Raw genomic sequence first — 21,464 nt, 5'->3', positions numbered from 1 at the left:
TAGTCCCCGCTGGTGCCATCATCCACCACGACATCAGAGATCACCTGCTCGCCCGCGTCAGTGACCACGCCATTGTTGTTGAAGTCCACCCATCCATTCAGATACGCCGGCGCACCGGTCGTGTTGTTGAGTTTGACGGTCACCGCCACACCCGCCTGCCCCTGCACAAGAATGGCCTGCAAGGTCACGCCGTCTTCGTCATTGAAGTTGGTGATGTCATCGCCCGTGGCTGCCAGATTGGTGACCGCGGTGATTTCCGTGTCCTCCAGATCGCCGATGCCCAGGGCGCTTGAGTTGTAGCTGCTGGCATCTGCAAAGCGTGAGAAGTCGCCGTGATCGGACGGGGACTGGACAGTGATGTTGTAATCCTCCACCTCGCCTGTTCCGGACATTCCGGTGTCACCGGGCGTGGCGATGGAGCTCAATCTGAAACGCGCCCCGATGGCTCCGGTCGCTGCCGCGCTTGGCACCGTGAAGCTGTAGCTGCGGCTGCTGCCACTGGTGCCGGTGGTCACGACGTCATTGATGATGATCTGCTCACCCGCGTCCGTGAGGAGGCCGTTGTTGTTGAAGTCGATCCAGCCGTTGAGGAAAGCGTCCGCCCCGCTGGTGTTCGTGAGGTTGACCGTCACACTCACACCGGACTGTCCTTGAATGACGGTGGCAGGCAGCGTCACACCGTCTTCGTCATCACTGCCGTTGGTGTCATCACCCGTCGCAGCGGCATTGGCGAGCCCGGAGCTTTCACTGTCCACCAGCGCGCCCATCCTTACCGAGGTCGAAGTGGTGCTGCCGGCGATCCCGAATGAAGAATCGTCCCCGAAGTCCGATGGCGGCAGGATATTGACCACATAGTCTTCCACTTCTCCGTTGCCGCTCGCTCCGGTGGAGCCCGGGCTGCTGGTGGATGTCAGTCGTACTCGCACACCCACGCTCCCCGCGCTGGCACCGCCCGGCACCGTGAAGCTGAGAGTCCTGTTGCTGTTCGATGTGCCCGTCGCGATCAAGGTGTTGGCCGCAATCTGCTCACCGGAATCGGTGAGCACGCCGGTGTTGTTGTAGTCGATCCAGGCGTTCAAATAAGCCGTCGCACCCGTGGTGTTGGTGGTGTTCACGGTCATGCTGCCGGAAGTTCCCTGCACGATGAAGGCTGGCAGAGTCACGCCGTCTTCGTCATCAGCGCCGGAGAGATCATCGCCCGTGGCGGTTGCATCGGTGGTCGCGGCAGACTCCGTATCAAACAACGCGCCGAGTTTGAGGTTGGCGTTGTAGTTGCTGCTGACGCTGCCAAAGCTGGCGTAGTCGCCGAAGTCCGTTGCTGCAGGAGTGAGCGTGTAGCTGCGGGTGGCCTGGCAGCCGTTGGCGTCCGTGGCGCTCACGGTAAAGGATGCTGCGGTTGTACTGGTAGGAGTGCCCGAGATGACCCCGGTGCTGGAGTTCAGCGTCAGACCCGCCGGCAATGTGCCGCTGATCAGCGCAAATCCATAGGGCTGCGTGCCACCCGTCGCGCTGAAGGTCTGGCTGTAGGCGGAGTTCACCATGCTGGCGGCCAGACTGGACGGGCTCAGAGTGATGGCTGAACACGGCTTCACAGTGTAAGCCTGGGTGCCATAGTAGCCAAGGTTGTCAGTGGCGCGGAGCGTGAAATTGAAGGTCGATGAGCTGGTGGGCGTACCGCTGATCACTCCCGTGCTGGCATTCAACGTGAGCCCGGTCGGCAGGGAACCACTGGCAACGCTCCACGTGAAGGTTGGCGATGTACGCGCGACACTGAGGCCGTCATCAGCTCCAATCAGTTTGAAGGAGGAGTTGAACGAGGTCTGCGTCCCGGGGGCTGCGAAGAGTTCAATGGCCTCCCCTCCGCCTTGTTCGAAGAACACGAGTTCGATCACGTGGATTCCCGCCGTGAGTGTGACCGTGCCTAATCTGTCTGAAGTCGCGTGCAGCGTGTCGTCGTTGATCACCGCCGATCCGTCGATCTTGACGCGTGCACCGTCGTCGGAGTTCGTGAGAAAGGTCCATTCACCGGCGGTCGGGATGGTGATGATGCCCGTGGCTTTCAGGGCAAAATTATCACCCGACCCTCCTGGGAAGCCGGTGTCTGTGACGTGCCCTCCACCGGCACTGCTGCCATTGTAGGCGATGGTTGAAGCGGTGCCGGTCCAGTTGCTGATGCGGTTCGTTCCGGCCAGCACGGCATCTGCTGCGGCGAGAGTGCCGACCGATGTCGATGAGAATGCCTGCTGAACGTCAAATCCAGACTCCAGGCCGGTCATCGTCTGGGAGTAAGCGGTGCTAACAGTCGGCGGTGGAAGTGTTGTGGGAGTGATGGTGATGAAATTGAAAACCTGCAGCAGCAGAGTGGCGGATCCCTGGCAGCCGTTCGCATCCGTGGCGGTGAAGGTGAGGCTTGCTCCGCTCTCAGTGCTCACCGTTGGCGTGCCCGAAATCACTCCGGTGGATGAATTGAAACTCAGGCCCGCAGGCAATGTCCCTGAAGTCAGCGCCCAGGTGTAGCTTCCGTTTCCGCCGCTGGCCCCCAGTGTCTGTGAGTAAGGCCAGCTCACCGCACCATCTGACAGGGAGGAAGTGCTGAGCGTGATGCTGGGACAGGAGATCGTCGTGACGTAGTCTTCCACCTCACCGTTGCCTTTGAGACCAGTGGGGCCGGGCGTGCTGGTCGAGGTCAGTCGCACACGCAGCCCGGCGGTGCCCATGGAGGCCGTGGCGGGCACGGTGAAACTCACCGTTCTGTTCGAATTCGAGGTGCCCGTGACGATCAGGGTGTTGGTGGCAATCTGTTCACCAGAATCAGTGAGCACTCCGTTGCGATTGTAGTCGATCCAGGCGTTGAGATACACCGTGGAACCGCTGGTGTTGGTGACGTTGACTGTGAGGCTGCCGGTGGTTCCCGTCATTATGCTTGCGGGCACGGTCACGCCGTCCTCGTCATCGCTGCCCGTGGTGTCGTCACCCGTGGCAGTCGCGTTCGCGGTGATGGCCGTTTCGCTGTCCGTCGTGGCACCGATTTTGATGCTGCTGACCGTGGTGCTGCTGGCGCTGGTGAAAACGGAGTAGTCACTGAAGTCGGTCGCCGCAGTGGCTGCCGTCGCTGCGGCAAGCAAAACGCAGCACATTGAAACGAGGAGACGTGTCGCTTTCAGGCGACACGTCAGACCAAAGAACCGTGATGCGTTTTCCCTCATGGGGTGGCGTTAGAGCAGGGAGGGGCGTGTCATGCGGCGGGCGCGGCGTGTCAGATGGGCGGCAGTCGCAGCGAGCAGCAGGAAGGCCGAGCCGGGCTCTGGCACCACGGCTGTTTGCAGGCTGAACGCTCCAGGGGTCGTGGAATACGTTCCTGGGCCCTGCACGTTATTAGCACCGCCAATGATGGTGCTGTTCGCATCGGTCAGCTGCCAGTAGTAAGAATTGCTGTCAGCTGTATTGGGTATGACCCAGTCATCGGTCTGATCTCCCACGGGGGAGCCGTCGGTCACCAGCGCCCACTCGCTGCCTGGCACAATGGATTTGGAATTGTAGGCCCAGAGATAAACCGTATCCCCCATGGTGAAGATATCGGCAGGACTGGCATCAGGTGAATTCGAGGAGCCATCCGGGTTGAAGTCGAAGCCCCCTAAAAAATACCGCCCGACCGGAATCGGCTCTGGATTCCAGCCGTTCGCATCCGGATAATACGCACGATCAAGCACGTGCCAGTTGGCCTGCCATTGATCAACGTTCTGATACGTGGGGGTGAAACCGCCGGTAAAAGTCCCAATCTCAAACGAATAAGTGGCATCCAGAGCGTTGCCGGAACTGTCGAACAAATTGTCGCCGAAGCTGCTGTTCCAGTAGACCGAGCTGGCCTGGGCACCGTGGGTCCACGCCAGCGCCACAGCGAGGCAGAGGAGTCTGGGTAGTGTGGAGGTTTTTTTCATCGGGGTTTTGGGCTGTTGGCGGCGGGGGAAATCGGAGAAACGAGCGTGTCAGGAAGCTTCCGGGCAGGGATGTAATTGAGATTTAGGCACTTACGTATCACATATATTATAATTATAATAACAACAATGCCAGCAAACAAGTCTGAATTCGGATTTATTTGGAAATCTTGACTGTTCGGGCTTGTCGTTAGTTATGCCCCGCTATGGGAAGGGGCATCTGCTGGCAGACCACGATCCCAGCCTAGGCTCTTGGGGGGCGCATGACCGGCGACCTTGTTCTGCAGTCCCGCGCCTGTTCTTCCCTTAAGTGCAGAATCTCATGGCGCTGGCTCATGTCGCGGCTAATGGAGCCGATGAAGTTGGAACAAGGCCAGATTTGGAAGCAGGGAGAGAATTACATCCGCATTGTGGAATGGGCGCGTCTGTCCATCGAGTACAAGGTGATGAAGGACCCCATCTCCAAGCTGGGAACGCTGCATAAAGTCACGAAGAAGGAATTCTGCCGCCTCCTCAAAGGAGCCGTGCTGCTGAAGCCGGACGATCTGCCTTCCTCAGAGGCGCCAGCGGACGAAGTGGACGAGGAAGAATTCTCCGCCGAGCTTGAAAAGGCCATCAGCCAGAGCATTGCAGCGGACCTCCGCTGCATCCTCGATGGAGCCAATGACGGTGATAGCGATTCGGTGCTGGAAGCTCACGCCCGCCTCAAGGACGCTGTCAGCACCACCGATCTCCCATTGCTGCTGGATGCGCTGAAGTCACCTGACAATAATTTCTGGTCCCGGGAACTCATCGGCGAACTGGTGGCGAAAACGGGCGGTTCAGACTGTCTGGCAGAACTGCTCGAAGCTCTTGCCGCAGGTTTTGCCGAAGGCCATGACAACGATGGCCTGCAGAGCAGCCTCATCATGCTGGCCGAGGGCGAGCCGGAAAAATGCCGCCGGAAGCTGAGCGAACTGCTGGCCGGGCCAAATTTTAAAAATCAAGAGGCTGCCGAGTGGCTCCTGACATTCATCCCATAACCTTCACACCGTTTCAAAGAACAGAGTGAACTCGTGCCGGTTGTACGTCAGGTGCGTCTGCGCAAACAAACGCAGCCCAGCAGCCTTGGACATCGCAACGATGAGGCGGAACAGCTCGTTGGGTTCATCCAGTGAATCAACCCGCGGCACCTTGAGTGTGAAAACAACGAGGCCCCCCGGCTTGAGAAACCGTGACAGCCGGATCACTTGCTCGATGGATTCCTCCGGCGGTCCGTTCATGTCGCACAGCAGCGCGTCATAGGCCGTCCCGGCCTTTGGCTGAAAGGCGGCCACGTCCTCCAGGAAAAACTTCAGTCCGGGCCGGCCATCGAGTCGTTTGTCCAGCGGCGCACGATCAATCGCCGTCACCCGCTGGTTGCGCGCGAGCAGTTCCGACGTCATGCCACCGGGGCAGGCCCCCAGTTCGATCCAGTGCGCTCCCTCCCTCATTGGCGGTCGGTACAGCAGCAAATAATGCAGCGCCTCCGCGATCTTGGCACCCGCGCGGCTGATCGTGTCCGGTGCATCCTGATCAATGTACTTGCTGCCACCTGCGTAAAGACCGTTTGAGGCACGCGGACTCTGCATGCCGCAAAACAGGCCTTCTTTTCCCACAAGGCAAAACAGGGTTTCCGCCGTCGGGTCCTGTTCCTCCACCGTCGCCGCAGCCAGCTTGGGAAACAGTTGCAGCACCCTGCCGCGTAGATTGGAGGCCAGCCCTTTGTAATACTTGTCAGGGGACGTGGGCTGCAGCGTGCCGATGAAAATCCCCTGCGGTTTGCGTTCACCAAACTTCTTCAGCAGTGTCTGTGCCGCCTTCTCAATGAAGCCGTCCATTTTCTGCGCATTGCACGGCCAGGTGTGGTCCATTGGCAGATTCCAGCGCGCAAACTTCGCGGCTTCAGACTGGCGGATTGCCGCCGGGGTCGCTGTCTTGATAAGATAATAATCCTGCCCCAGCCGTGTGTTCGATACCGCTCCCATTTGCTTCAGCACAGTTTCGGCGATTCCCTCGAAAATTTCGGGGATGCGCACCAGCCAGGGGCGCTGAGCTGGGGGAGTGGCGGTCGTTTCGCTGTCGGTCATGTCCTCCTGCACTCGCGCCACATTGTCCTGTCTGCAAGCAGAGGAGTGCGGCAGGCTGCTCTCAATCGCCGCCTTCGGTGCGGCGCGTCACCCATTCCACCGCTGCACGCACCAGCTCGGGGGCCGTGTGGATGCCGAGCTTCGTTTTGATATGGGAACGGTGGGCCTCAACGGTTTTGACGCTGAGCCGCAGATCATGGGCGATCATGCTCGTGCCGCGGCCTTGGCCGAGAAGTTCGAAAATCTCCAGCTCCCGGTCGCTGAGTTTCTCCACAGAGCTTTTGCTGTTGCTCTCCCGGCCCGTCACAAAGCTGTTCAGCATCAGCAGGTTCGCCGCAGCACTGAGATACAATTCGCCACTGAGCACATGCCGGATGGCCGCCACCACCTGGTCCGGCGGGGCTTGCTTCATCAGGTAGCCGCGCGCTCCGGCACGCAGCGCCCGTTCGGCGTAGAGAGATTCATCGTGCATGGACAGCACCAGCACTGGCAGGTGGGGTTTGAGCACCTTGAGAGATTTCACCAGCTCGATGCCATTGATGTCCTTCAGGGAAATGTCAGCGATCACAAGGTCGAACTCATGGCGCTCCACCAGTCCCAGGGCTTCCGTAGCTGTCTCGGCCTCGCCACAGATGATGATGTCATCCTCATGATCGAGAAGCATCGCGATGCCTTTGCGGAAAATGGGATGGTCATCCACGATGAGAATGCGGTGCCGGCAAACTTCCAAAGGAACGGGGTGCTTGGAAGGAGAGGCATTCATCCGGGGTTCAAAGTAGGAGATGGGATGGATGCCGGCGGTGGCTGCTGCCCGACAGCAATCATTGGCAGCACGCAGGATACCCGCGTCCCGTGATTCTTGCGTCTGCCGATGCTGAAATCCGCCCCGATCACATCCGCACGGTACTTCATCAGGCGCACTCCCATGCCGTCGCCCACATGAATGACCTCCGGCATGCCGCACCCGTCATCTGCCACGCTCAAGGACAGAAGATTATACCGCAGCCTCAGGCTCAGGGTGATCGAGCGCGCCCCCGAATGCTTCAGCGCATTGGTCACCGCCTCCTGGGCGATGCGATATAAATGCAGCGCCACACTGTTGTCCGTGATGGGGATCATTCGCTCGCAGCGCAGCCGGCATGAGATGCTGCCGTTGCTGCGTGCCGCCAGTTCATGCAGGGCGGAGACCAGGCCTTCGGCATCCATGACCACGGGATGCAGTCCTTTGGCGATGTCGCGTGAGGCCTCCACGGATTGATGGATCAAAGCCGCCAGCCGTGAGGCCTCCGCCGCCGGTCCAGCGAGCTCCTGCGCCTCCAGGGTTTTTGCCAATGACCGCGCCATCAAGGCCAGCCCGGAGAGCGACTGGCACAGCCCGTCGTGCAGATCCTGGCCCATCCGGCGCTGCTCCTGTTCGGAGATGTCGATCAGCGCGTTTTCCAGCCTGTTCCGTTCCTCGATCTGCGCCGTCAGTTTCTCATTGGCGGACACCAGCTCCGCCGTGCGTTCCGCCACGCGCTGCTCCAGCTCTTTCTGTGTCTGCCGCTGTTCGGTGATGTCCGTGGCCACACCCAGTACCTTGTCGCAAACCCCGGCCTCGTTGAACAGCGGCACCTTCCCCGTGCTGAACCAGCGCACCTGCCCGTCTGCCTGGGTGATTTCTTCCTCTGGAATCTGCAGGGCCTTGCCACTCGACATGACGTCGTGGTCGATTTGCTGAAAATGCGCGATCTGCTCCGGCGTGCGGTTGAAGTCAGCATCAGTCTTTCCCGCAAGCTTCTCCGCCGTGGTGCCGCAGCTGCGTGCGAGTGCGGCGTTGCCCAGCAAGAATTTCCCGTGCTTGTCCTTCACAAAGATCATGCTCGGAGTCGCGTCGATCACCTGACGCAGAAAAACGCGCTCGCGGTGCAGTTCATCCTCGATCAGGCGAAAATTCCTTTCGCTCGCAGTCAGCACTTCGTTGCGCGCTTCGAGCTGCGTGCGGGTTGGTTTCGTCTTCGGCGTTTTTTGTGGTCGCGGCTCGACGGGTTTGCCATCGTTCCGCGTGCTGGCACGTGGCGTTGTCGGTGTTCCTGGTTGAGTCTCGCGTGTGTGGGGCACAGCCCTGCTCCGGCGTTTTGCCTGGGCGGGGCCATCCGGCGCGGACTGCCTTGAGGAGGAACGAGGCATGGCAGGAGCCTACTGACTCAGGATTCCGTCTTCAATCTGAATCGCACGATGCAGGGGGACCGCATTGGACGCATGGCTGCTGCGGGGCAGGTGCATTTCCAGCAGCCGTTCCAGTCGCTCCGTTTCCCTGCCCTCCTCCATCAACATGGTCCAGTGCCGTTCGCATCCGCACCAGCGGCAGCAGATTTGCAGCCTCGCCCCGGGTTTGGCATGCGTGCTGATTTTGATCCCATGCTGCAAAGACCAGTCCAGGATCTGCTGCGCCTTGAGTGTGCCCAGGCCGGAGATGCGCAGCCGCCCCTGCGCAAAGCAGATGCCACGCGGGGCCGCCAGGCAGGTGAAAAGGGCCAGTCGGGCCATTGAGACGATAAACCAGCCGGACAGCAGGCCGCACAGCCAGCGCTCGGGGGAAACGTACTCACCGCCTGCGGCCCGCCACCCCAGCACGAGCAAAACCATGCAGGTCAGCAGTGCGGCGGCCTGATTGAACTTTCCATGCAGGAGGCGCGTCAGATGTTCATACCGCGCCCGATGGTAAAGCAGTGGCTCCTCAATCCAAAGGCTGGTCTCGTCGTTGCGCAGCACAGCGGCCGGAGGTGTCAGCATGGGCCTGGGCGTCGCCAGAAGCGGGGCGGCATCCTGCTTCAGGAGACCTGACCGGGGCGCGCTGGAAAACGTAACTCCGGCCAAAAGCCGGGTTGCTGGTAGGGGTTTGTTCATGCCGACCTCCCGCCATCCTAGGCATGCCTTATTCGTTGATGCCGCAGTGGTGCCAGTGATGGGCGGACCGGGAGACCAGGCGCACGCTTCCGGTCAGCCTCAAGACCTTTTGGGCCAGTTCCGAACTCGAAATTCTGCCGCTTTCCCGCAGCCGTTGCGTGACTGACGTGTCCCCGGTGCGCGTAGCCGAGGCCAGGTCTGGGCGGGCAGGCTCCACCGCCATTTCCTCGATTGTGTAAGTTGCGTTCATGACCATCCTTTCGTTGAGAGTGAGAATTCATTGTCCATGGTATAGCAGGAGATGGCTTCCATCTCCTGCTCCCAAAATTCCTCCAGCCGTTCGGATTCGGCGGGAACAAAGACCTGCCCCTGCGCGGCATAAACGGACATCAGTTCTTTCTCCGCATTCAGCCAGTGCTCGGGTCGCAGATGTGAACAGCCTTCTTTCTTCCAATGTTTGAAAGCAAGCAGGGCGATTTCTTTGTCGGAGGGATGTGAGCCTTGACGGGAGGTCTCGCTTGATGGGGTGTACACAGGGGCATTCATGGCTTTGAGGGGTAAACGTGAATGAAATGCAAACTGGCGGGTGGCTCCGGCCATTCTGACCACTTCTAAATTTCCCGCAATCGGCTCTGCCCTGCTCTTGGCATCGGGGAAACCCTCAACCATCTGTCATGGCCCAAGGTTGTCCCTTTTGGCAGGTTTGCAGCGGCCTCAAACTTCAATTGCAGGTTTCTTTAATCTGCAGGTTTCTTTAATCCTTTGCGAATCGCATTCCCTTTCTACTCTCCGCGCCCCGCATGTCCGTCAAACTTCGTCTCAATACCGCCACCGCCACCAAAGTCGTCCTCGCCAAGATCGGCAATCCTCTGCGTGAGGAGCCGCTGCAAACCTCCAAGGAGGTGTTCCAGATCGCCGAGGGAGATCAGGAAGCTCTTACCGCACTGTTCCTGAAGCCTTTCAAGGCCTGCATCGCCCACCGCTTCACCCATCATGCCTCGCTCAAGCAGCATGAGGTGAACAACTGCGCCAAAGCCATCTTTGAAGACGAGGATCAGCTGCTGGCCAAGGGCGTCGAGATCGCCCAGCGCCTCTACGCCAAGTCCAACCATCCCAACATCAAGGCCGGTGATCTTTGCATCTCCCTGCTCAAGGAAATCCACATCGAGGGCGAGCTCGTCAACGGCCTCTGCATCCTGAAGAGCGACAGCGTCGTGCCCTTCCTCACCATCACCCCGCGCAACGGTGACCTCCAGCTCAGCACCGAGCACGGCATCAATCCCGACAAGATCGACAAAGGCTGCCTCATCCTCAATTTCTGGGAGGAGAAAGGCTACTACGTCCTCACCTTCGACCGCAGCGGCGGCGACACCCGCTTCTGGGTGCGCGAGTTCCTCGGCGTGGAGGCCGTGCCAGACGCCGCCTTCCTCACCAACGCCTACGCCAAGATGGCCGTGTCCTTCCTCGAAGAGCAGCAGCCTGCCAATGACGACACGCCCCCCTGGGAAACCGCCACCGCCGCCAAGGACGCCCTCGAGTACTTCGAAGAACGCGAAAATTTCGACCTCGAAGAGTTCGGTCAAACCGTCCTCAAAAACCCCGAAGTCATCGCCAAGTTCGACGAACACCGCGCCCGCATGGAGGAAGAGCAGGGCCAGCCGCTGGAGACCAACTTCGAGATCTCCAAGAAGGACCTCACCAAAGCCAAGAAACGCATCGCCGCCGTCCTCAAGCTCGACACCGGCGTCGAAATCCACTTCAAGCCCGGCAAGAGCGAAAACGATCCCCAGCTCGAACGCGGCTTCGACGACGACAAGGGCATGAAGTACGTGAAGGTGTTTTACAACAAAGACGTCAGCGCGGGGTGAAATAAGGACGAATGGAATTTTCGTCCACGATCAACTCTCGGGATCTTCCAGCAGGCACCGCGGAAGGTCTCGGGAGCCATGCATGATGCGCTCGATGCTTAGCTGTTCTCCTTTTTGATAAAAAACGAGATGCTTGTCGAAAGGGCGCGATGCCTGGAAGCTACGGATGCCCGCGAGTTCCATGGATTTAAAATGACGGCGCAGCCCGAGTTCAGGATGGGCTGCGAGATGTTGAATCGTTTGGTCAATGGCCAGCAAGTAACGCTCGGCCACTTCAGGGTCGGCATTTTCAAGATACCATCGGTGTTGCAGAGCAATGTCCTGTTCTGCCCGCAGGGCAATGACAACTGTCAGGCTCATGCGCGGGCATTTTGACGAATGCGGTCCAGTGTCGAAGCATCGTAAACATGATGAGGCGAACGAACACCTTCGAGAAGGGCCGCTTCCAGAGCGGGTGATTCATCAAATTCCTGATGTTCCAGCACGCGCAAGGCCTCCCGCACGACTTCTCCTTCGTCGGCATAACGACCAGTGTGAACGAGTCGCTCAACAAGCTGGCTCAGGGCAGGTGGAAGAGCAATATTCATGACTAAGGGTATCCAATGCGCTGAATTTGTCTAGGAGTTGCCTTTCGGGTTCATCCGGAGGTGGCAAAAAGTCGCTTCAGCGGATACAGCAACCGCATCAAGTTCAGCCTCTTCTCTCATGAACCCCAGTTCCGATCCTACCTCTCCCCAGCGTCTCTGGAAAATGGGCCGCGTTGTTCTGCAACGTGAAACCGCTCATCGCGGTGGCAAGACGGTCATTGTGATCAAGGACTTCGCCACGCATCTGCCGCTTTCCGTCATCGAAACCATCGCCAAACGTGTTCGCGCTGCCTGCGGCTGTGGCGGCACGGTGCGTGACAAACGCATCGAGATTCAAGGCGATCAAGCCGCCAAGGTCAGAGCGGTGCTGGAAGCCGAAGGCTTCGAAGTGCGCGGCGTGAAGTGATCACCGCCCTAAGTGCACCCGCGTGTCATACTCAAAGCAGACCTGGCCTGACTCCTGATAAACGTCAAAGATGCGGCGCAGTTCGGCGATCATCTCGTCATGGCGTGGCTGGCCCTCAGCCGGTGCATAAGAACTGGAAAGCAGGCGCCCCTTGAGTCCTTCGAAATCAAAGCGCTGCTCATAGGGAAAGGTGTGCGTGGCATAGTCAACGCGGAAGAATGCACTGAGCGCAGCCGTGTTGACGTTTTCGTGACGAACCTTTGTGTAGTCCGTGCCGAAAGTGATGAGCAGTTGTTCGAACGCTTGCAGGAAAGGCGTGGAGTCGAGTCTCCGCTCATTCCAGATGAGCACGACGTGGCCGCCCGGTTTGAGGATGCGAGTGAACTCTGCGCGAGTCTCCGGCGTGTTGAACCAATGAAAAGCCTGCGCGGCGACGATGAAGTCCACACTGTGCTTCGCCAGCGTGGTGGTCTGCGCACTGGCGCTCACACTGTGGAAATTGGGAAAATGCGCAAGCAGTCGCTCAGCGGCCTCACGCATCTCGCGATTCGGCTCCACGGCATAAACGGCATTGCCAGCGCGCAAAAAGAGCTCTGCAGAAATGCCGGTGCCCGAACCCACATCGGCGATCACGTGTTGAGGTATAAGTCCTGTCTCACGTTGCAGCAGCGGAATGATTTCCGGCGGGTAGCTCGGACGGTAGCGCACGTAGTTCTCCACACGGTCGGAGAAGCGCTGCTCAGGTGCCGATGACGGGGTGTGCATAAGGCCATAATGCCGGAGGTGGGGCGGGAAAACAAGTTGCCAGCACCCTCGCGACTGCTAACGCTGAACTTATCCCACTATGATCGTCGCTCCTAAAATTCGCGGATTCATCTGCACCACCGCACATCCGACCGGTTGTGCCAAACACATCGCTGACCAGATCGCCGTCGTTAAGTCGCGCGGCCCCATCGCCAACGGCCCGAAGAAGGTGCTGGTGGTGGGTTCCTCGACCGGTTACGGCCTGTCCTCCCGCATCGCGGCGGCCTTTGGCTCGGGTGCGGCCACCATGGGCGTGTTTTTTGAAAAACCCGGTGAGGCTGAGCGCTGCGGCACCGCAGGCTGGTACAACTCCGCCGCGTTTGAAAATGAAGCCAAGGCTGCCGGCCTCTACGCCCGCTCTTTCAATGGCGACGCCTTCTCTGATGCGATGAAGACCACGGTCATCGAAGCGATCAAAGCGGATCTCGGCCAGGTCGATTGCGTCATTTACAGCCTTGCCTCCCCGCGCCGCACGCATCCGAAAACCGGCGAAGTTTTCAAATCCGTGCTCAAGCCGATTGGCTCTGCTTCCTACACCAACAAAAACCTCAACACCGGCACCGGCGTGGTCAATGAAGTGACCATCGACCCTGCCAACGAAGACGAGATCGCACAGACCGTGGCGGTCATGGGCGGTGAAGACTGGGAAATGTGGATCGACGCGCTGCAAAGCGCCGGGGTGCTCGCTGAAGGCGTGCAGACCGTGGCCTACAGCTACATCGGGCCGGAAGTGACCTGGCCGATCTACAAGAACGGCACCATCGGTCGTGCGAAGGAAGATCTGGAGCGCGTGCAGCGCGTGCTGGACGGCAAGCTGGCCCCGCTGAAGGGCAAGGCCTGGGTTTCGGTGAACAAGGCCTTGGTCACGCAGGCCAGCTCCGCGATTCCCGTGGTGCCGCTTTACATCTCGCTGCTCTACAAGGCGATGAAGGCCGAAGGCACGCATGAGGATTGCATCGAGCAGATGGACCGCCTCTTCCGCGAGCGCCTCTACAATGGCAATCCGCAGCCGGATGAAGCCGGACGCATCCGCGTGGACGACTGGGAAATGAAGCCTGCACTGCAGGAACTTGTGGGCAAACGCTGGGCCGAGGTGAACACCGAGAACCTTGCGGAGCTGGGTGATTTCGAAGGCTACCAGACCAGTTTCCTGCGCCTCTTCGGCTTCGGCCTCGAAGGCGTGGACTACAATGCCGAGGTGGACGTCAGCATCGGTGTGCCGTCACTGGCATAAAACATTCTCATGGAATCGAACCGGCTTGAAGCTTTCAGTGATGGCGTGCTGGCCATCATCATCACCATCATGGTGCTGGAGTTGAAGGTGCCGCATGGCGCCGATCTGGAAGCTCTCAAGCCGCTGCTGCCGGTGTTTCTCAGCTACGTGCTGAGCTTCATCTACGTGGGCATTTACTGGAACAATCACCACCATCTGCTGAAGGCCTGCCGCAAGGTCACGGGCCCCATCATGTGGGCGAATCTGCATCTGCTCTTCTGGCTCTCGCTGTTTCCCTTTGCCACAGGATGGATGGGGGAAAACCACATCGCTGCGCTGCCGACAGCGCTGTATGGCGGGGTGCTGCTCTGTGCTGCCATCGCCTACTTCATTTTGCAAAACTGCATCCTGAAGAATGAAGGCAGCAACTCGAAACTCGCCATAGCATTGGGAAACGATTACAAAGGCAAGCTGTCGCCTTTGTTCTACCTCGCGGCCATTCCAGCCGCGTTTTACCACTCGTGGATTTCCGCCTGCCTTTACGTTTGCGTGGCTCTCATGTGGCTGATCCCCGACCGCCGCATTGAACGTGCGGTGGCCGAGGATGGTGCAGCGTGATTGTCTGAATCAGCCGCCTTTTGCCAGATCCAGAAACACAATGCTCGAAGGATTGCCAACGGCTGCGTAGTGGCCGGTGAAGTTTAAGGCACCGGTTTTGCGATCGACGCGGAACACTGCCACGTTGTCGCCGCGCTGGTTGAGGCTGTAGAAGAACTCGCCGGTGGGGTCGAAGTTGAAGCTGCGCGGGTAGTCGCCGTGGGTCCACTCCTCGGTGACGAAGGTGAGGGTGCCGTCTTTGCCGACGGCGAAAATGCCGATGCTGTCGTGCAGACGATTGCCGGCATAGACGAAGCGGCCATCGGCAGAGACGAGGATCTCGGAGCAGAAGTTGCTGCCGGCAAATCCGGGTGGCAGGCTTGAGATCGTCTGGCGTGAGGTGAGGCGGCCTTTCTCAGGGTCGTAATCCAGCAGCACGATGTTGGAGCCCTCTTCCTGCAGGGAATAGAGCCAGCGGTTGTTGGGATGAAAGGCAAAGTGGCGTGGGCCATCTCCCGGAGGAAAGGTGACATGGGGAGGATCGTTCGGCGTCAGCGTGCCTTTTTGGTCGTCAAACTTCCACACGAGGATTTGATCCAGGCCGAGATCCACAGACAGCACAAAGCGTCCTGAAGCATCAGACGCGATCATGTGCGAATGCGTCCCATCATGGCCGCTGAAGGCGAAGCTGCCGGGAGGCGCATTCGTGGCTTTCTTGGGTCCGATGGTTCCAGCATCCTGCTTGAAGTCTGTGGCTTCTCCGAGGCTGCCATCAGGCTTGATTGGCAGCACGGACATCGAGCCACCAAAGTAATTCGCCACCAGCAGAAAGCGTCCGGAGGGATGAAGGCTCACATAGGTGGGTCCTTTGCCGCCGGAACTGACGGTGTTCATCAGCGTCAGCTGACCGTCCTTGGGATTGATGGCAAAGGCGCTGACGGAGCCTGCTTCGTTGTCACCCTGATGGTCGGTTTCATTCGTTGAATACATGACTGTCCTGGCGGCATTGAAGGTGAGGCAGTTGGGACTCACGCCAGTTTTGTACAGACCGCAGGGTGTCATGGCACCGGTGCTGCGGTTCACTTCAAAGATATGGATGCCCTGGCCGTTTCCCGGTGGCAGATCCACCTGGGTGGCCTTCATGTTTTGCAGCGGTGAAGTGAAGGTGCCGACGTAGGCGATCAGCGGTGCCTGATCTTTGGCCTGAACGGAGAGAGCCGCACCAGCAGCGAGTGCGGTGCTCAGAAATGAACGGCGTGAAATGGATTGGAGGTGGGATTGCATGAGAAATGGGAATTACTTGAGGACCGGCAGAATCACACGTGAGGCATGTGTGGCATCATGCCAGATGGTGTTGATGGCAGGCACACCGGGTTCGGTGATGAAATGGCTGATGGGGGCGCCGGTCTGCGGATTCGGCTCATAATAGGGGGCACCAGTGCTGGCGATGGTGATGCGGATGCGGTGGCCTTTGTTGAAGATGATGCTGGTCCAGCCGATGTCCCAGGAGAGCTTGGCGACCTCACCCGGCACGAGCAGCTTCTGATGATCAAAGCCCTCGCGATAGCGTGCGCGCAACGGGTAGTCCACGAGCAGGATGGAGCGGCCATCGGGATATACATCGGTCACGCGCAGGAAGAAGTCGGTGTCCTTGGCGGTGGATGACACGAAGACTTCGGCCTTGATGCGTCCGGTGACTTCGAGCGGCTTGGTCAGCACCTCACTGGTCCAGGTGCGCACTTCGGCCTGTTCTTCAAAGGCTCGCGCATCCTTGGCACCGGGAAAGCCAGCGTAAGGCAGGCTCATGGGATGCGCAGGATCGCTGAGATACGAGGTGCTGGCTTTCTCATTCGAGGGTTTCGCGGCGGCGAGTTTGCCGTCGGGTTGCAGGAACCAGTCGGCGGCTTTACTGGCGGGCGGGAAGTCTTTTTCCTCACGCCATACATTGCCGGGAGCGCCTTCCTCACCGACTGCGCCCATCACGTAGTATTTCACGGTGGTGTCTTTCTCGACGCCGTTGTCTTCGCCCTTGAGGTAATGATTGAACCACTTCGTCATGTGCGCATAGACATCGAACATGGCGTTCTCGGGGAAGAGAAGGTCGCCGATCTTGTTCGACTTTGGATAGCCGCCGTGCAGCCAGGGGCCGATGATGAGCTGCTGATGGCCGCGTGAATTGGGACCGCCATGCTGGTTGCGCCCGATGAAGCTGGCCACGCTGCCCTGGCACATGAAATCAAACCAGCTGCCGATGGTGAAGCAGGGGTAGTTCATCTTGTCGAAGTGCAGGGAGGCGTCTTCGTCCTTCCAGAAATCGTCATAGTCCGGGTGCTGGTCCCATTCACGCAGCATGGCTTCGTTGTCTTTGATGTCGCGTGCCACAGAGCCGCCCTTGATGAAGCGCTGCGGTTTGGTGGCACCGCCGATGCGGTAGCCTTCCTGATACAGGCTCAGGCCCGTGTCGGTCATGTACTGCGCTACGAGATGCGGCGGTTGGGTGACGGCGAGGTAGTTCTGGGCATAACCCGCCTGCGAGCCGCCATAGGTGCCGATTTTGCCGGTGCACCAAGGTTGGGCGGCCAGCCACTCACACACGTCATAGCCATCGCGCAGCGGCCCCCATTGCAGGCCACGGTAGCCACGATAAACGCCTTCGCTCTCATGGGTGCCGCGGTAATTTACGAGAGCGATTACAAAGCCGCCTTCCGCGAACTTGGCGGCAGCCTTGCGCGATCCGGCGCTGCTGATGTCTGCATAGCGCTGCTCAAAGATGGCGGGAAATTTGCCCTCGCCCGGCGGGAAGAACACATAGGCCGAGAGGCGCTTGCCATCGCGCATCGGAATCATGAGATGCTCTTCACGGACGGGGCCGAAATCGAGCTTGGCGGGAGTGGCGGCGTGCAAAGACGCACAGGCGGCGAAGAATAGGAGAACGTGGCGCATCAGTCCATTACGGGGGGCATGGACGGCACGTTTCAATCACATGCGGTGCGAAAGGCACGTATCCTGATACTTAGCTCGCGCCGATGCCGCGAATCACGGCGGGCAGGGTCTGGGCCAGGATTTTCAGATCGAGCCAGAAGGACCAGTTATCGATGTACTTGAGATCCAGCGCGACCCACTCCTCGAAGTTCTTGATGCCGTTGCGGCCGGTGACCTGCCACAGGCAGGTCAGACCGGGCTTCACGCTGAGGCGGCGGCGCTGCGCGTGCTTTTCGATGCGCTGAATTTCATAGACGGGCAGGGGACGGGGGCCGACGAGGCTCATGTCTCCGCGCAACACGTTGATGAGCTGGGGCAGTTCATCAATGCTGGTGCGGCGCAGCCAGCGGCCAAAGGCGAAGATGCGTGGGTCGTTGGTGATCTTGAAGACGGGGCCGTCCATCTCATTGTGCGCCTCCAGTTCCTGGCGCTGAGCTTCCGCGCCCTGGTGCATGGTGCGGAATTTCCACATGGTGAAGGGCTTGCCGTAGTGCCCGGCGCGCTCCTGCTTGAAGAATACCGGCCCGCGTGAACCGAAACGAATGCCAACGACCGCCACGAGCCACAAGGGCAGTGAGAGCAGAAGCAGTATCAATGCGCCGACATGATCGACGATGGCTTTGAACAGCAGCTCCCATGAGGCCTGCGGTGTGGAATGGAACACCAGCATCAAGCGCCCGCCGAGCACGTCGAAGGTCGGACGAGCGATGGCGGTCTGGAAGAAGTCAGCCGCGATCCAGGCCTCCACGCCTTCGGTTTCGCAGGCCTGCACCGCTTCTTCGATCTTGCTGAAATGCACATGCTGCGCGGCAAAGAGCACACGGCTGATGGAATGCTCATGCAATGCGGCGACGAGATCTGAAATCGGGCTCTGCATGATGTCGATCTGGCCCACGACTTCGATCTCGGCGCGCTGCTCGGTGGTCATGTTGGCCAGGAAGGCTGCCAGATCTGCCTGCGCGCCGGCGATGATGACACGCTCACGGCCTTTACCAGAGGCCATCTGCCTGCGCAGGATTTCACGCTGCCAGGCCTCGCGCAGCAGCAAGGAGAGCGCACCGAGAGCCACGGAGAAAACGACCACGGCACGGCTTTCGACCGACCATTTGAAGAAGACGATGCAAAAGGCGATGCACATGCCGATGACAGCAAGTGCCTCCGCGAGCTGACGGATCGAGCGCCCGGGTGTCTTGTTGTAGATGTTGGAGTAAAACCCGCGGGCCTCCAGCACGATGGGCGTGAACGGGGCCACGACCGCAATCACCCAGTAGAACTTCTCCATGGGCGGGATCTCAACCGCATCGGGAAAGAAGACCGGAACCAGATCTGCACGCAGGAAATGCCCAAACCAAAGGCAGAACGCCAGGAGCGCGCTGTCGAGCAGTTCGGTGAGCTGCAAATTGATTTCTTGCTTCCGGCCCAGCATAGTGACGAGTAAGATACTGAATCTTATTCAGACTTATTAAAATTATACTCCGCCTAGCCAATGGCTCAACTTGTTTCCTCTAAAAACCTGCTTTTCTCCTCCCGCCCTCTTGCGGTGGGGGTGGTGGCGGATTCTGCTGCCCTTGAGCACTTTATCTCCCTGGATGCGGCCTCCCGCGCGAACCTTTGTGACGTGGCGGAGCTGAGGCTGGACCAGCTGCAGATACCTGCGGCGGATCTGCGTGCCAGGCTGGCTGGCAACACCCTGCCGCTGCTGCTGACGGCACGGCATCCTGCGGAAGGCGGGCAGGGGCCTGAGGACCCGGCAGCCCGTGCGGCGATGATCGAGCCGCTGCTGGATCTCGCCACGTTGATCGACATTGAACTGCGCAGCGCAGCGCAGATGCAGGGCACGATCCAGAAAGCGCGTGCCGCAGGCGTGCCGGTGGTGGGTTCATTCCATGATTTTCAGGCCACCCCGGCGGAGGAGGTGCTGCGTGGCGCGGTGAATTTCGCCCAGCAGGCGGGATTGGATGCCGTGAAGATCGCCACCTACCTGAACACGCAGGGGGATCTGGCGAGCCTCATGAAACTGGCCGGGGAGACGCATCGGCTGCGGCTTTCTGTGATGGGCATGGGGCCCTGGGGACGTGTTTCGCGTCTGGTGCTGGCTAAATGTGGCAGCCTGCTGAATTACGGCTTTATTGGTGCTTCGAATGCTCCTGGCCAGTGGCCCGTCGCCCGCCTGAAAGAACTCCTCTCTGAACTCTGAAATGATCCCCCCTCGTCAGTCTCCCCCCTTCCGCCGCGCCCTGCTGGCCAGTCTTCTTTGCGTCTCCATCTCCGGCTGCGGTGACCCCAAGCGTGAGCAGCAGCTGCAATGGAGGGAGGAGGAGATCGAAGCGAAGGCCGCGGCCATCGCCAAGCGCGAGCAGGATTTCGCTGGAGAGAAGCAGATGATCGCACAGGCGAAGGCGGACATCGCCGCGCGTGAGGCGGCGGTGGCACAGCTGAAGAAGAAGCTGGAGACTCAGCTCGCCGATGAGATCGAGAAAACGAAGAAGGTGCGCCGTGAGATTGAGATCAAAAATCTGCGTGGCTCCATTCCACAGATCACTGCCGGGCGCTGCATCGTCATTGATCCTGAGAATGATGATGTGCTGTTTGAAAAGAGCCCGGACCTGCGTGGAGCGATCGCCAGCACGACGAAAATCATGACCGGCCTGCTCGTGGTGGAGGCGGGAGACCTCGACAAGGTGGTCACCATTGAACTGGCGGACACCCAGTGCGCTCCGGTGCGCATCGGCCTCAAGGTGGGGGAGCAGTACACCCGCCGCATGCTGCTGACCGCCATGATGGTGAAGAGCTCCAACGACATCGCGCAGGCGCTGGCGCGTGACAATGCCGGCAGCGTGGCCGCCTTTGCGGAAAAAATGGACGCGCGTGCGCAGGCGCTCGGCCTGAAGAACACGCACTTCGTCAATCCGCACGGCCTGCCATCCCTCACAGATGAAGACCCGTACTCCACGGCGCGTGATCTGGCGATGATCGCCAAGGCGGCGGACAAGCTGCCGGACATCCGAGCGATCGTGAAGCTGCAGAGCTTCAAGTTTACCAAGCCTGATGGTAAGATCATCGAACTGGCCAACACCAACCGCGTGCTGCGCACCGCCAGCTACTGTGATGGCATGAAAACCGGCTACACCGAGGCTGCGGGCTACTGCCTGGTGGCCACCGGCGAGCGCAATGGCCGCCGCCGCATCGTGGTCATCCTCAACGACAGCCACGAAGGTGTCTGGCGTGACGCGCAGGCGCTGCTCGACTGGGCGCTGAAGGCGTGAAATAACATTCGCGGCTTGCCTGTTTCATGGCTTCCCGGCATCATCGCCGCCTCTGACCATGAAACTCCATACCCTCCTGCTCGCCTCCCTCTGTGTCGCCGCCACCAGCTTTGCTGAAACGGCCAAAAATCTTGCCATCGACCCCAAGCCGCGTGACGCCGGCTGGATGAAACGCCACGAGAGCTTCAACGCCATTTCCAAAAAGGGCGAGGCGCAGCTGGTGTTTCTGGGCGACTCGATCACCCAAGGCTGGGAAAAAAATGGCAAGGACGTCTGGGCCAAAACGTGGGAACCGCTCAAGGCGGCGAATTTCGGCATTGGCGGTGACCGCACCGAACACGTGATCTGGCGCCTGCAAAACGGCAACTTTGACGGTATCAAGCCGAAGCTCGTGGTGCTCATGATCGGCACCAACAACACCGGTCATCAAGGCCGCCCGGCTGCCGAGCATGGCGGTGTGGCGTACGCCAGCAGCGCCGAACAGACCGCCGAGGGCGTGAAGATGATCCTCGACATCCTGGGCAAAAAACTCCCGGAGGCGAAGGTGCTGCTGCTGGGCATCTTTCCACGAGGTGCCACCAAGGAGGATGCGATGCGCAAGCAGAACGTGGCCACCAACAACCTCATCTCCGGCTTCGCAGACAACAAACGCGTCTTCTACATGGACATCGGCAACACCTTCCTGAACCCCGATGGCACCCTGCCGAAGGAAATCATGCCGGACCTGCTGCACCTTAGCGCCCATGGGTATCAGATGTGGGCCGACGCCATTGAAGGCAAGGTCAAGGAGCTTATGAAGTAGTTCGGAG

The 21,464-nt window shown here is 59.6% G+C and carries 21 protein-coding genes; 8 read left to right on the top strand and 13 right to left on the bottom strand.

The window, feature by feature from the left end; genetic code table 11:
• On the bottom strand, positions 1–3,206 hold a 3,206-nt coding region (locus WAW39_RS02870; RefSeq protein WP_422315579.1), incomplete at its 3' end, for a beta strand repeat-containing protein.
• 9 nt (positions 3,207–3,215) lie between these two features.
• Positions 3,216–3,938 carry a PEP-CTERM sorting domain-containing protein gene (locus WAW39_RS02865; protein ID WP_422315577.1) on the bottom strand — a complete coding sequence of 241 codons (723 nt, stop codon included), beginning with the start codon at positions 3,936–3,938 and terminating at the stop codon, positions 3,216–3,218.
• 353 nt (positions 3,939–4,291) lie between these two features.
• On the opposite strand from WAW39_RS02865, the gene WAW39_RS02860 reads away from it, so the two are divergent.
• Positions 4,292–4,957, top strand: a complete 666-nt coding sequence (locus WAW39_RS02860) for a hypothetical protein (RefSeq protein WP_422315575.1) — start codon at positions 4,292–4,294, stop codon at positions 4,955–4,957.
• A gap of 3 nt (positions 4,958–4,960) precedes the next feature.
• Here WAW39_RS02860 and WAW39_RS02855 read toward each other — a convergent pair whose 3' ends face one another.
• The 5 genes from WAW39_RS02855 to WAW39_RS02835 all read right to left on the bottom strand — a co-directional run bounded on the left by WAW39_RS02855 (position 4,961) and on the right by WAW39_RS02835 (position 9,478).
• Entirely contained in the window at positions 4,961–6,043 is a 1,083-nt protein-coding gene (locus tag WAW39_RS02855) for an SAM-dependent methyltransferase (RefSeq protein WP_422315573.1), read from the bottom strand.
• 61 nt (positions 6,044–6,104) lie between these two features.
• A complete protein-coding gene (locus WAW39_RS02850) occupies positions 6,105–6,806 on the bottom strand; it encodes a response regulator transcription factor (RefSeq protein WP_422315571.1) in 702 nt (233 codons plus the stop codon).
• On the bottom strand, positions 6,803–8,212 hold the full coding sequence (locus WAW39_RS02845) for a PAS domain-containing sensor histidine kinase (RefSeq protein WP_422315569.1): 1,410 nt from the start codon (positions 8,210–8,212) through the stop codon (positions 6,803–6,805). Before WAW39_RS02845 ends, WAW39_RS02850 begins: the two co-directional genes overlap by 4 nt.
• A gap of 9 nt (positions 8,213–8,221) precedes the next feature.
• Positions 8,222–8,818: a hypothetical protein gene (locus WAW39_RS02840; protein WP_422315567.1), complete on the bottom strand. Its 597-nt coding sequence runs from the start codon at positions 8,816–8,818 to the stop codon at positions 8,222–8,224.
• A 360-nt stretch (positions 8,819–9,178) separates the two neighbouring features.
• A complete protein-coding gene (locus WAW39_RS02835; protein WP_422315565.1) occupies positions 9,179–9,478 on the bottom strand; it encodes a DUF2934 domain-containing protein in 300 nt (99 codons plus the stop codon).
• 254 nt (positions 9,479–9,732) lie between these two features.
• On the opposite strand from WAW39_RS02835, the gene WAW39_RS02830 reads away from it, so the two are divergent.
• Positions 9,733–10,800 carry a nucleoid-associated protein gene (locus WAW39_RS02830; protein WP_422315563.1) on the top strand — a complete coding sequence of 356 codons (1,068 nt, stop codon included), beginning with the start codon at positions 9,733–9,735 and terminating at the stop codon, positions 10,798–10,800.
• Between the two features lie 30 nt (positions 10,801–10,830).
• Here the strand turns inward: WAW39_RS02830 and WAW39_RS02825 are convergent, their stop codons facing one another.
• Positions 10,831–11,160, bottom strand: a complete 330-nt coding sequence (locus WAW39_RS02825; protein ID WP_422315561.1) for a type II toxin-antitoxin system RelE/ParE family toxin — start codon at positions 11,158–11,160, stop codon at positions 10,831–10,833.
• On the bottom strand, positions 11,157–11,387 hold the full coding sequence (locus WAW39_RS02820) for a type II toxin-antitoxin system ParD family antitoxin (protein WP_422315559.1): 231 nt from the start codon (positions 11,385–11,387) through the stop codon (positions 11,157–11,159). The genes WAW39_RS02825 and WAW39_RS02820 overlap by 4 nt, the downstream gene beginning before the upstream one ends.
• Before the next feature lie 118 nt (positions 11,388–11,505).
• Here WAW39_RS02820 and WAW39_RS02815 point away from each other — a divergent pair, with 118 nt between their 5' ends.
• Positions 11,506–11,793 carry a translation initiation factor gene (locus tag WAW39_RS02815; RefSeq protein ID WP_422315557.1) on the top strand — a complete coding sequence of 96 codons (288 nt, stop codon included), beginning with the start codon at positions 11,506–11,508 and terminating at the stop codon, positions 11,791–11,793.
• On the opposite strand, the gene WAW39_RS02810 is transcribed toward WAW39_RS02815, so the two are convergent.
• On the bottom strand, positions 11,794–12,558 hold the full coding sequence (locus WAW39_RS02810) for a class I SAM-dependent methyltransferase (protein WP_422315555.1): 765 nt from the start codon (positions 12,556–12,558) through the stop codon (positions 11,794–11,796).
• Positions 12,559–12,637: 79 nt separating this feature from the next.
• On the opposite strand from WAW39_RS02810, the gene fabV reads away from it, so the two are divergent.
• Both fabV and WAW39_RS02800 read left to right on the top strand, forming a co-directional pair.
• Positions 12,638–13,831 (top strand): enoyl-ACP reductase FabV, encoded by a 1,194-nt coding sequence (gene fabV / locus WAW39_RS02805; RefSeq protein ID WP_422315553.1) that lies wholly within the window; start codon positions 12,638–12,640, stop codon positions 13,829–13,831.
• A gap of 9 nt (positions 13,832–13,840) precedes the next feature.
• Complete coding sequence (locus tag WAW39_RS02800; RefSeq protein WP_422315551.1) at positions 13,841–14,428, top strand: TMEM175 family protein; 588 nt, start codon at positions 13,841–13,843, stop codon at positions 14,426–14,428.
• A 9-nt stretch (positions 14,429–14,437) separates the two neighbouring features.
• Here the strand turns inward: WAW39_RS02800 and WAW39_RS02795 are convergent, their stop codons facing one another.
• The 3 genes from WAW39_RS02795 to WAW39_RS02785 form a co-directional block, all read right to left on the bottom strand.
• Complete coding sequence (locus WAW39_RS02795; protein ID WP_422315549.1) at positions 14,438–15,691, bottom strand: lactonase family protein; 1,254 nt, start codon at positions 15,689–15,691, stop codon at positions 14,438–14,440.
• A 12-nt stretch (positions 15,692–15,703) separates the two neighbouring features.
• Positions 15,704–17,350, bottom strand: a complete 1,647-nt coding sequence (locus WAW39_RS02790; protein ID WP_422315547.1) for a CocE/NonD family hydrolase — start codon at positions 17,348–17,350, stop codon at positions 15,704–15,706.
• Positions 17,351–17,420: 70 nt separating this feature from the next.
• Positions 17,421–18,815, bottom strand: a complete 1,395-nt coding sequence (locus WAW39_RS02785) for a sugar transferase (RefSeq protein ID WP_422315545.1) — start codon at positions 18,813–18,815, stop codon at positions 17,421–17,423.
• 60 nt (positions 18,816–18,875) lie between these two features.
• Here WAW39_RS02785 and WAW39_RS02780 point away from each other — a divergent pair, with 60 nt between their 5' ends.
• Genes WAW39_RS02780 through WAW39_RS02770 form a run of 3 tightly spaced genes read left to right on the top strand, consistent with a single transcriptional unit; the run spans position 18,876 to position 21,457 of the window.
• A complete protein-coding gene (locus tag WAW39_RS02780; RefSeq protein WP_422315543.1) occupies positions 18,876–19,586 on the top strand; it encodes a type I 3-dehydroquinate dehydratase in 711 nt (236 codons plus the stop codon).
• A 1-nt stretch (position 19,587) separates the two neighbouring features.
• Positions 19,588–20,655: a D-alanyl-D-alanine carboxypeptidase family protein gene (locus WAW39_RS02775; protein WP_422315541.1), complete on the top strand. Its 1,068-nt coding sequence runs from the start codon at positions 19,588–19,590 to the stop codon at positions 20,653–20,655.
• Between the two features lie 58 nt (positions 20,656–20,713).
• The gene (locus WAW39_RS02770; RefSeq protein ID WP_422315539.1) at positions 20,714–21,457 is read left to right on the top strand and encodes a platelet-activating factor acetylhydrolase IB subunit; all 744 of its coding nucleotides are present in this window, start codon (positions 20,714–20,716) and stop codon (positions 21,455–21,457) included.
• Positions 21,458–21,464 lie beyond the last annotated feature (7 nt).

Source organism: Prosthecobacter sp. (assembly GCF_049294395.1).
GTDB lineage: Bacteria > Verrucomicrobiota > Verrucomicrobiia > Verrucomicrobiales > Verrucomicrobiaceae > Prosthecobacter.
Note: the sequence above shows the minus strand (reverse complement) of the source record. Positions and strands in the feature narration are given on the sequence as shown.

What these genes read in the sequence shown, in the direction of transcription:
- WAW39_RS02865 (WP_422315577.1), bottom strand. Translation starts at nt 3,938, where the DNA reads ATGAAAAAAACCTCCACACTACCCAGACTCCTCTGCCTCGCTGTGGCG.
- WAW39_RS02860 (WP_422315575.1), top strand. Translation starts at nt 4,292, where the DNA reads ATGAAGTTGGAACAAGGCCAGATTTGGAAGCAGGGAGAGAATTACATC.
- WAW39_RS02855 (WP_422315573.1), bottom strand. Translation starts at nt 6,043, where the DNA reads ATGACCGACAGCGAAACGACCGCCACTCCCCCAGCTCAGCGCCCCTGG.
- WAW39_RS02850 (WP_422315571.1), bottom strand. Translation starts at nt 6,806, where the DNA reads ATGAATGCCTCTCCTTCCAAGCACCCCGTTCCTTTGGAAGTTTGCCGG.
- WAW39_RS02845 (WP_422315569.1), bottom strand. Translation starts at nt 8,212, where the DNA reads ATGCCTCGTTCCTCCTCAAGGCAGTCCGCGCCGGATGGCCCCGCCCAG.
- WAW39_RS02840 (WP_422315567.1), bottom strand. Translation starts at nt 8,818, where the DNA reads ATGCTGACACCTCCGGCCGCTGTGCTGCGCAACGACGAGACCAGCCTT.
- WAW39_RS02835 (WP_422315565.1), bottom strand. Translation starts at nt 9,478, where the DNA reads ATGAATGCCCCTGTGTACACCCCATCAAGCGAGACCTCCCGTCAAGGC.
- WAW39_RS02830 (WP_422315563.1), top strand. Translation starts at nt 9,733, where the DNA reads ATGTCCGTCAAACTTCGTCTCAATACCGCCACCGCCACCAAAGTCGTC.
- WAW39_RS02825 (WP_422315561.1), bottom strand. Translation starts at nt 11,160, where the DNA reads ATGAGCCTGACAGTTGTCATTGCCCTGCGGGCAGAACAGGACATTGCT.
- WAW39_RS02820 (WP_422315559.1), bottom strand. Translation starts at nt 11,387, where the DNA reads ATGAATATTGCTCTTCCACCTGCCCTGAGCCAGCTTGTTGAGCGACTC.
- WAW39_RS02815 (WP_422315557.1), top strand. Translation starts at nt 11,506, where the DNA reads ATGAACCCCAGTTCCGATCCTACCTCTCCCCAGCGTCTCTGGAAAATG.
- WAW39_RS02810 (WP_422315555.1), bottom strand. Translation starts at nt 12,558, where the DNA reads ATGCACACCCCGTCATCGGCACCTGAGCAGCGCTTCTCCGACCGTGTG.
- fabV (WP_422315553.1), top strand. Translation starts at nt 12,638, where the DNA reads ATGATCGTCGCTCCTAAAATTCGCGGATTCATCTGCACCACCGCACAT.
- WAW39_RS02800 (WP_422315551.1), top strand. Translation starts at nt 13,841, where the DNA reads ATGGAATCGAACCGGCTTGAAGCTTTCAGTGATGGCGTGCTGGCCATC.
- WAW39_RS02795 (WP_422315549.1), bottom strand. Translation starts at nt 15,691, where the DNA reads ATGCAATCCCACCTCCAATCCATTTCACGCCGTTCATTTCTGAGCACC.
- WAW39_RS02790 (WP_422315547.1), bottom strand. Translation starts at nt 17,350, where the DNA reads ATGCGCCACGTTCTCCTATTCTTCGCCGCCTGTGCGTCTTTGCACGCC.
- WAW39_RS02785 (WP_422315545.1), bottom strand. Translation starts at nt 18,815, where the DNA reads ATGCTGGGCCGGAAGCAAGAAATCAATTTGCAGCTCACCGAACTGCTC.
- WAW39_RS02780 (WP_422315543.1), top strand. Translation starts at nt 18,876, where the DNA reads ATGGCTCAACTTGTTTCCTCTAAAAACCTGCTTTTCTCCTCCCGCCCT.
- WAW39_RS02775 (WP_422315541.1), top strand. Translation starts at nt 19,588, where the DNA reads ATGATCCCCCCTCGTCAGTCTCCCCCCTTCCGCCGCGCCCTGCTGGCC.
- WAW39_RS02770 (WP_422315539.1), top strand. Translation starts at nt 20,714, where the DNA reads ATGAAACTCCATACCCTCCTGCTCGCCTCCCTCTGTGTCGCCGCCACC.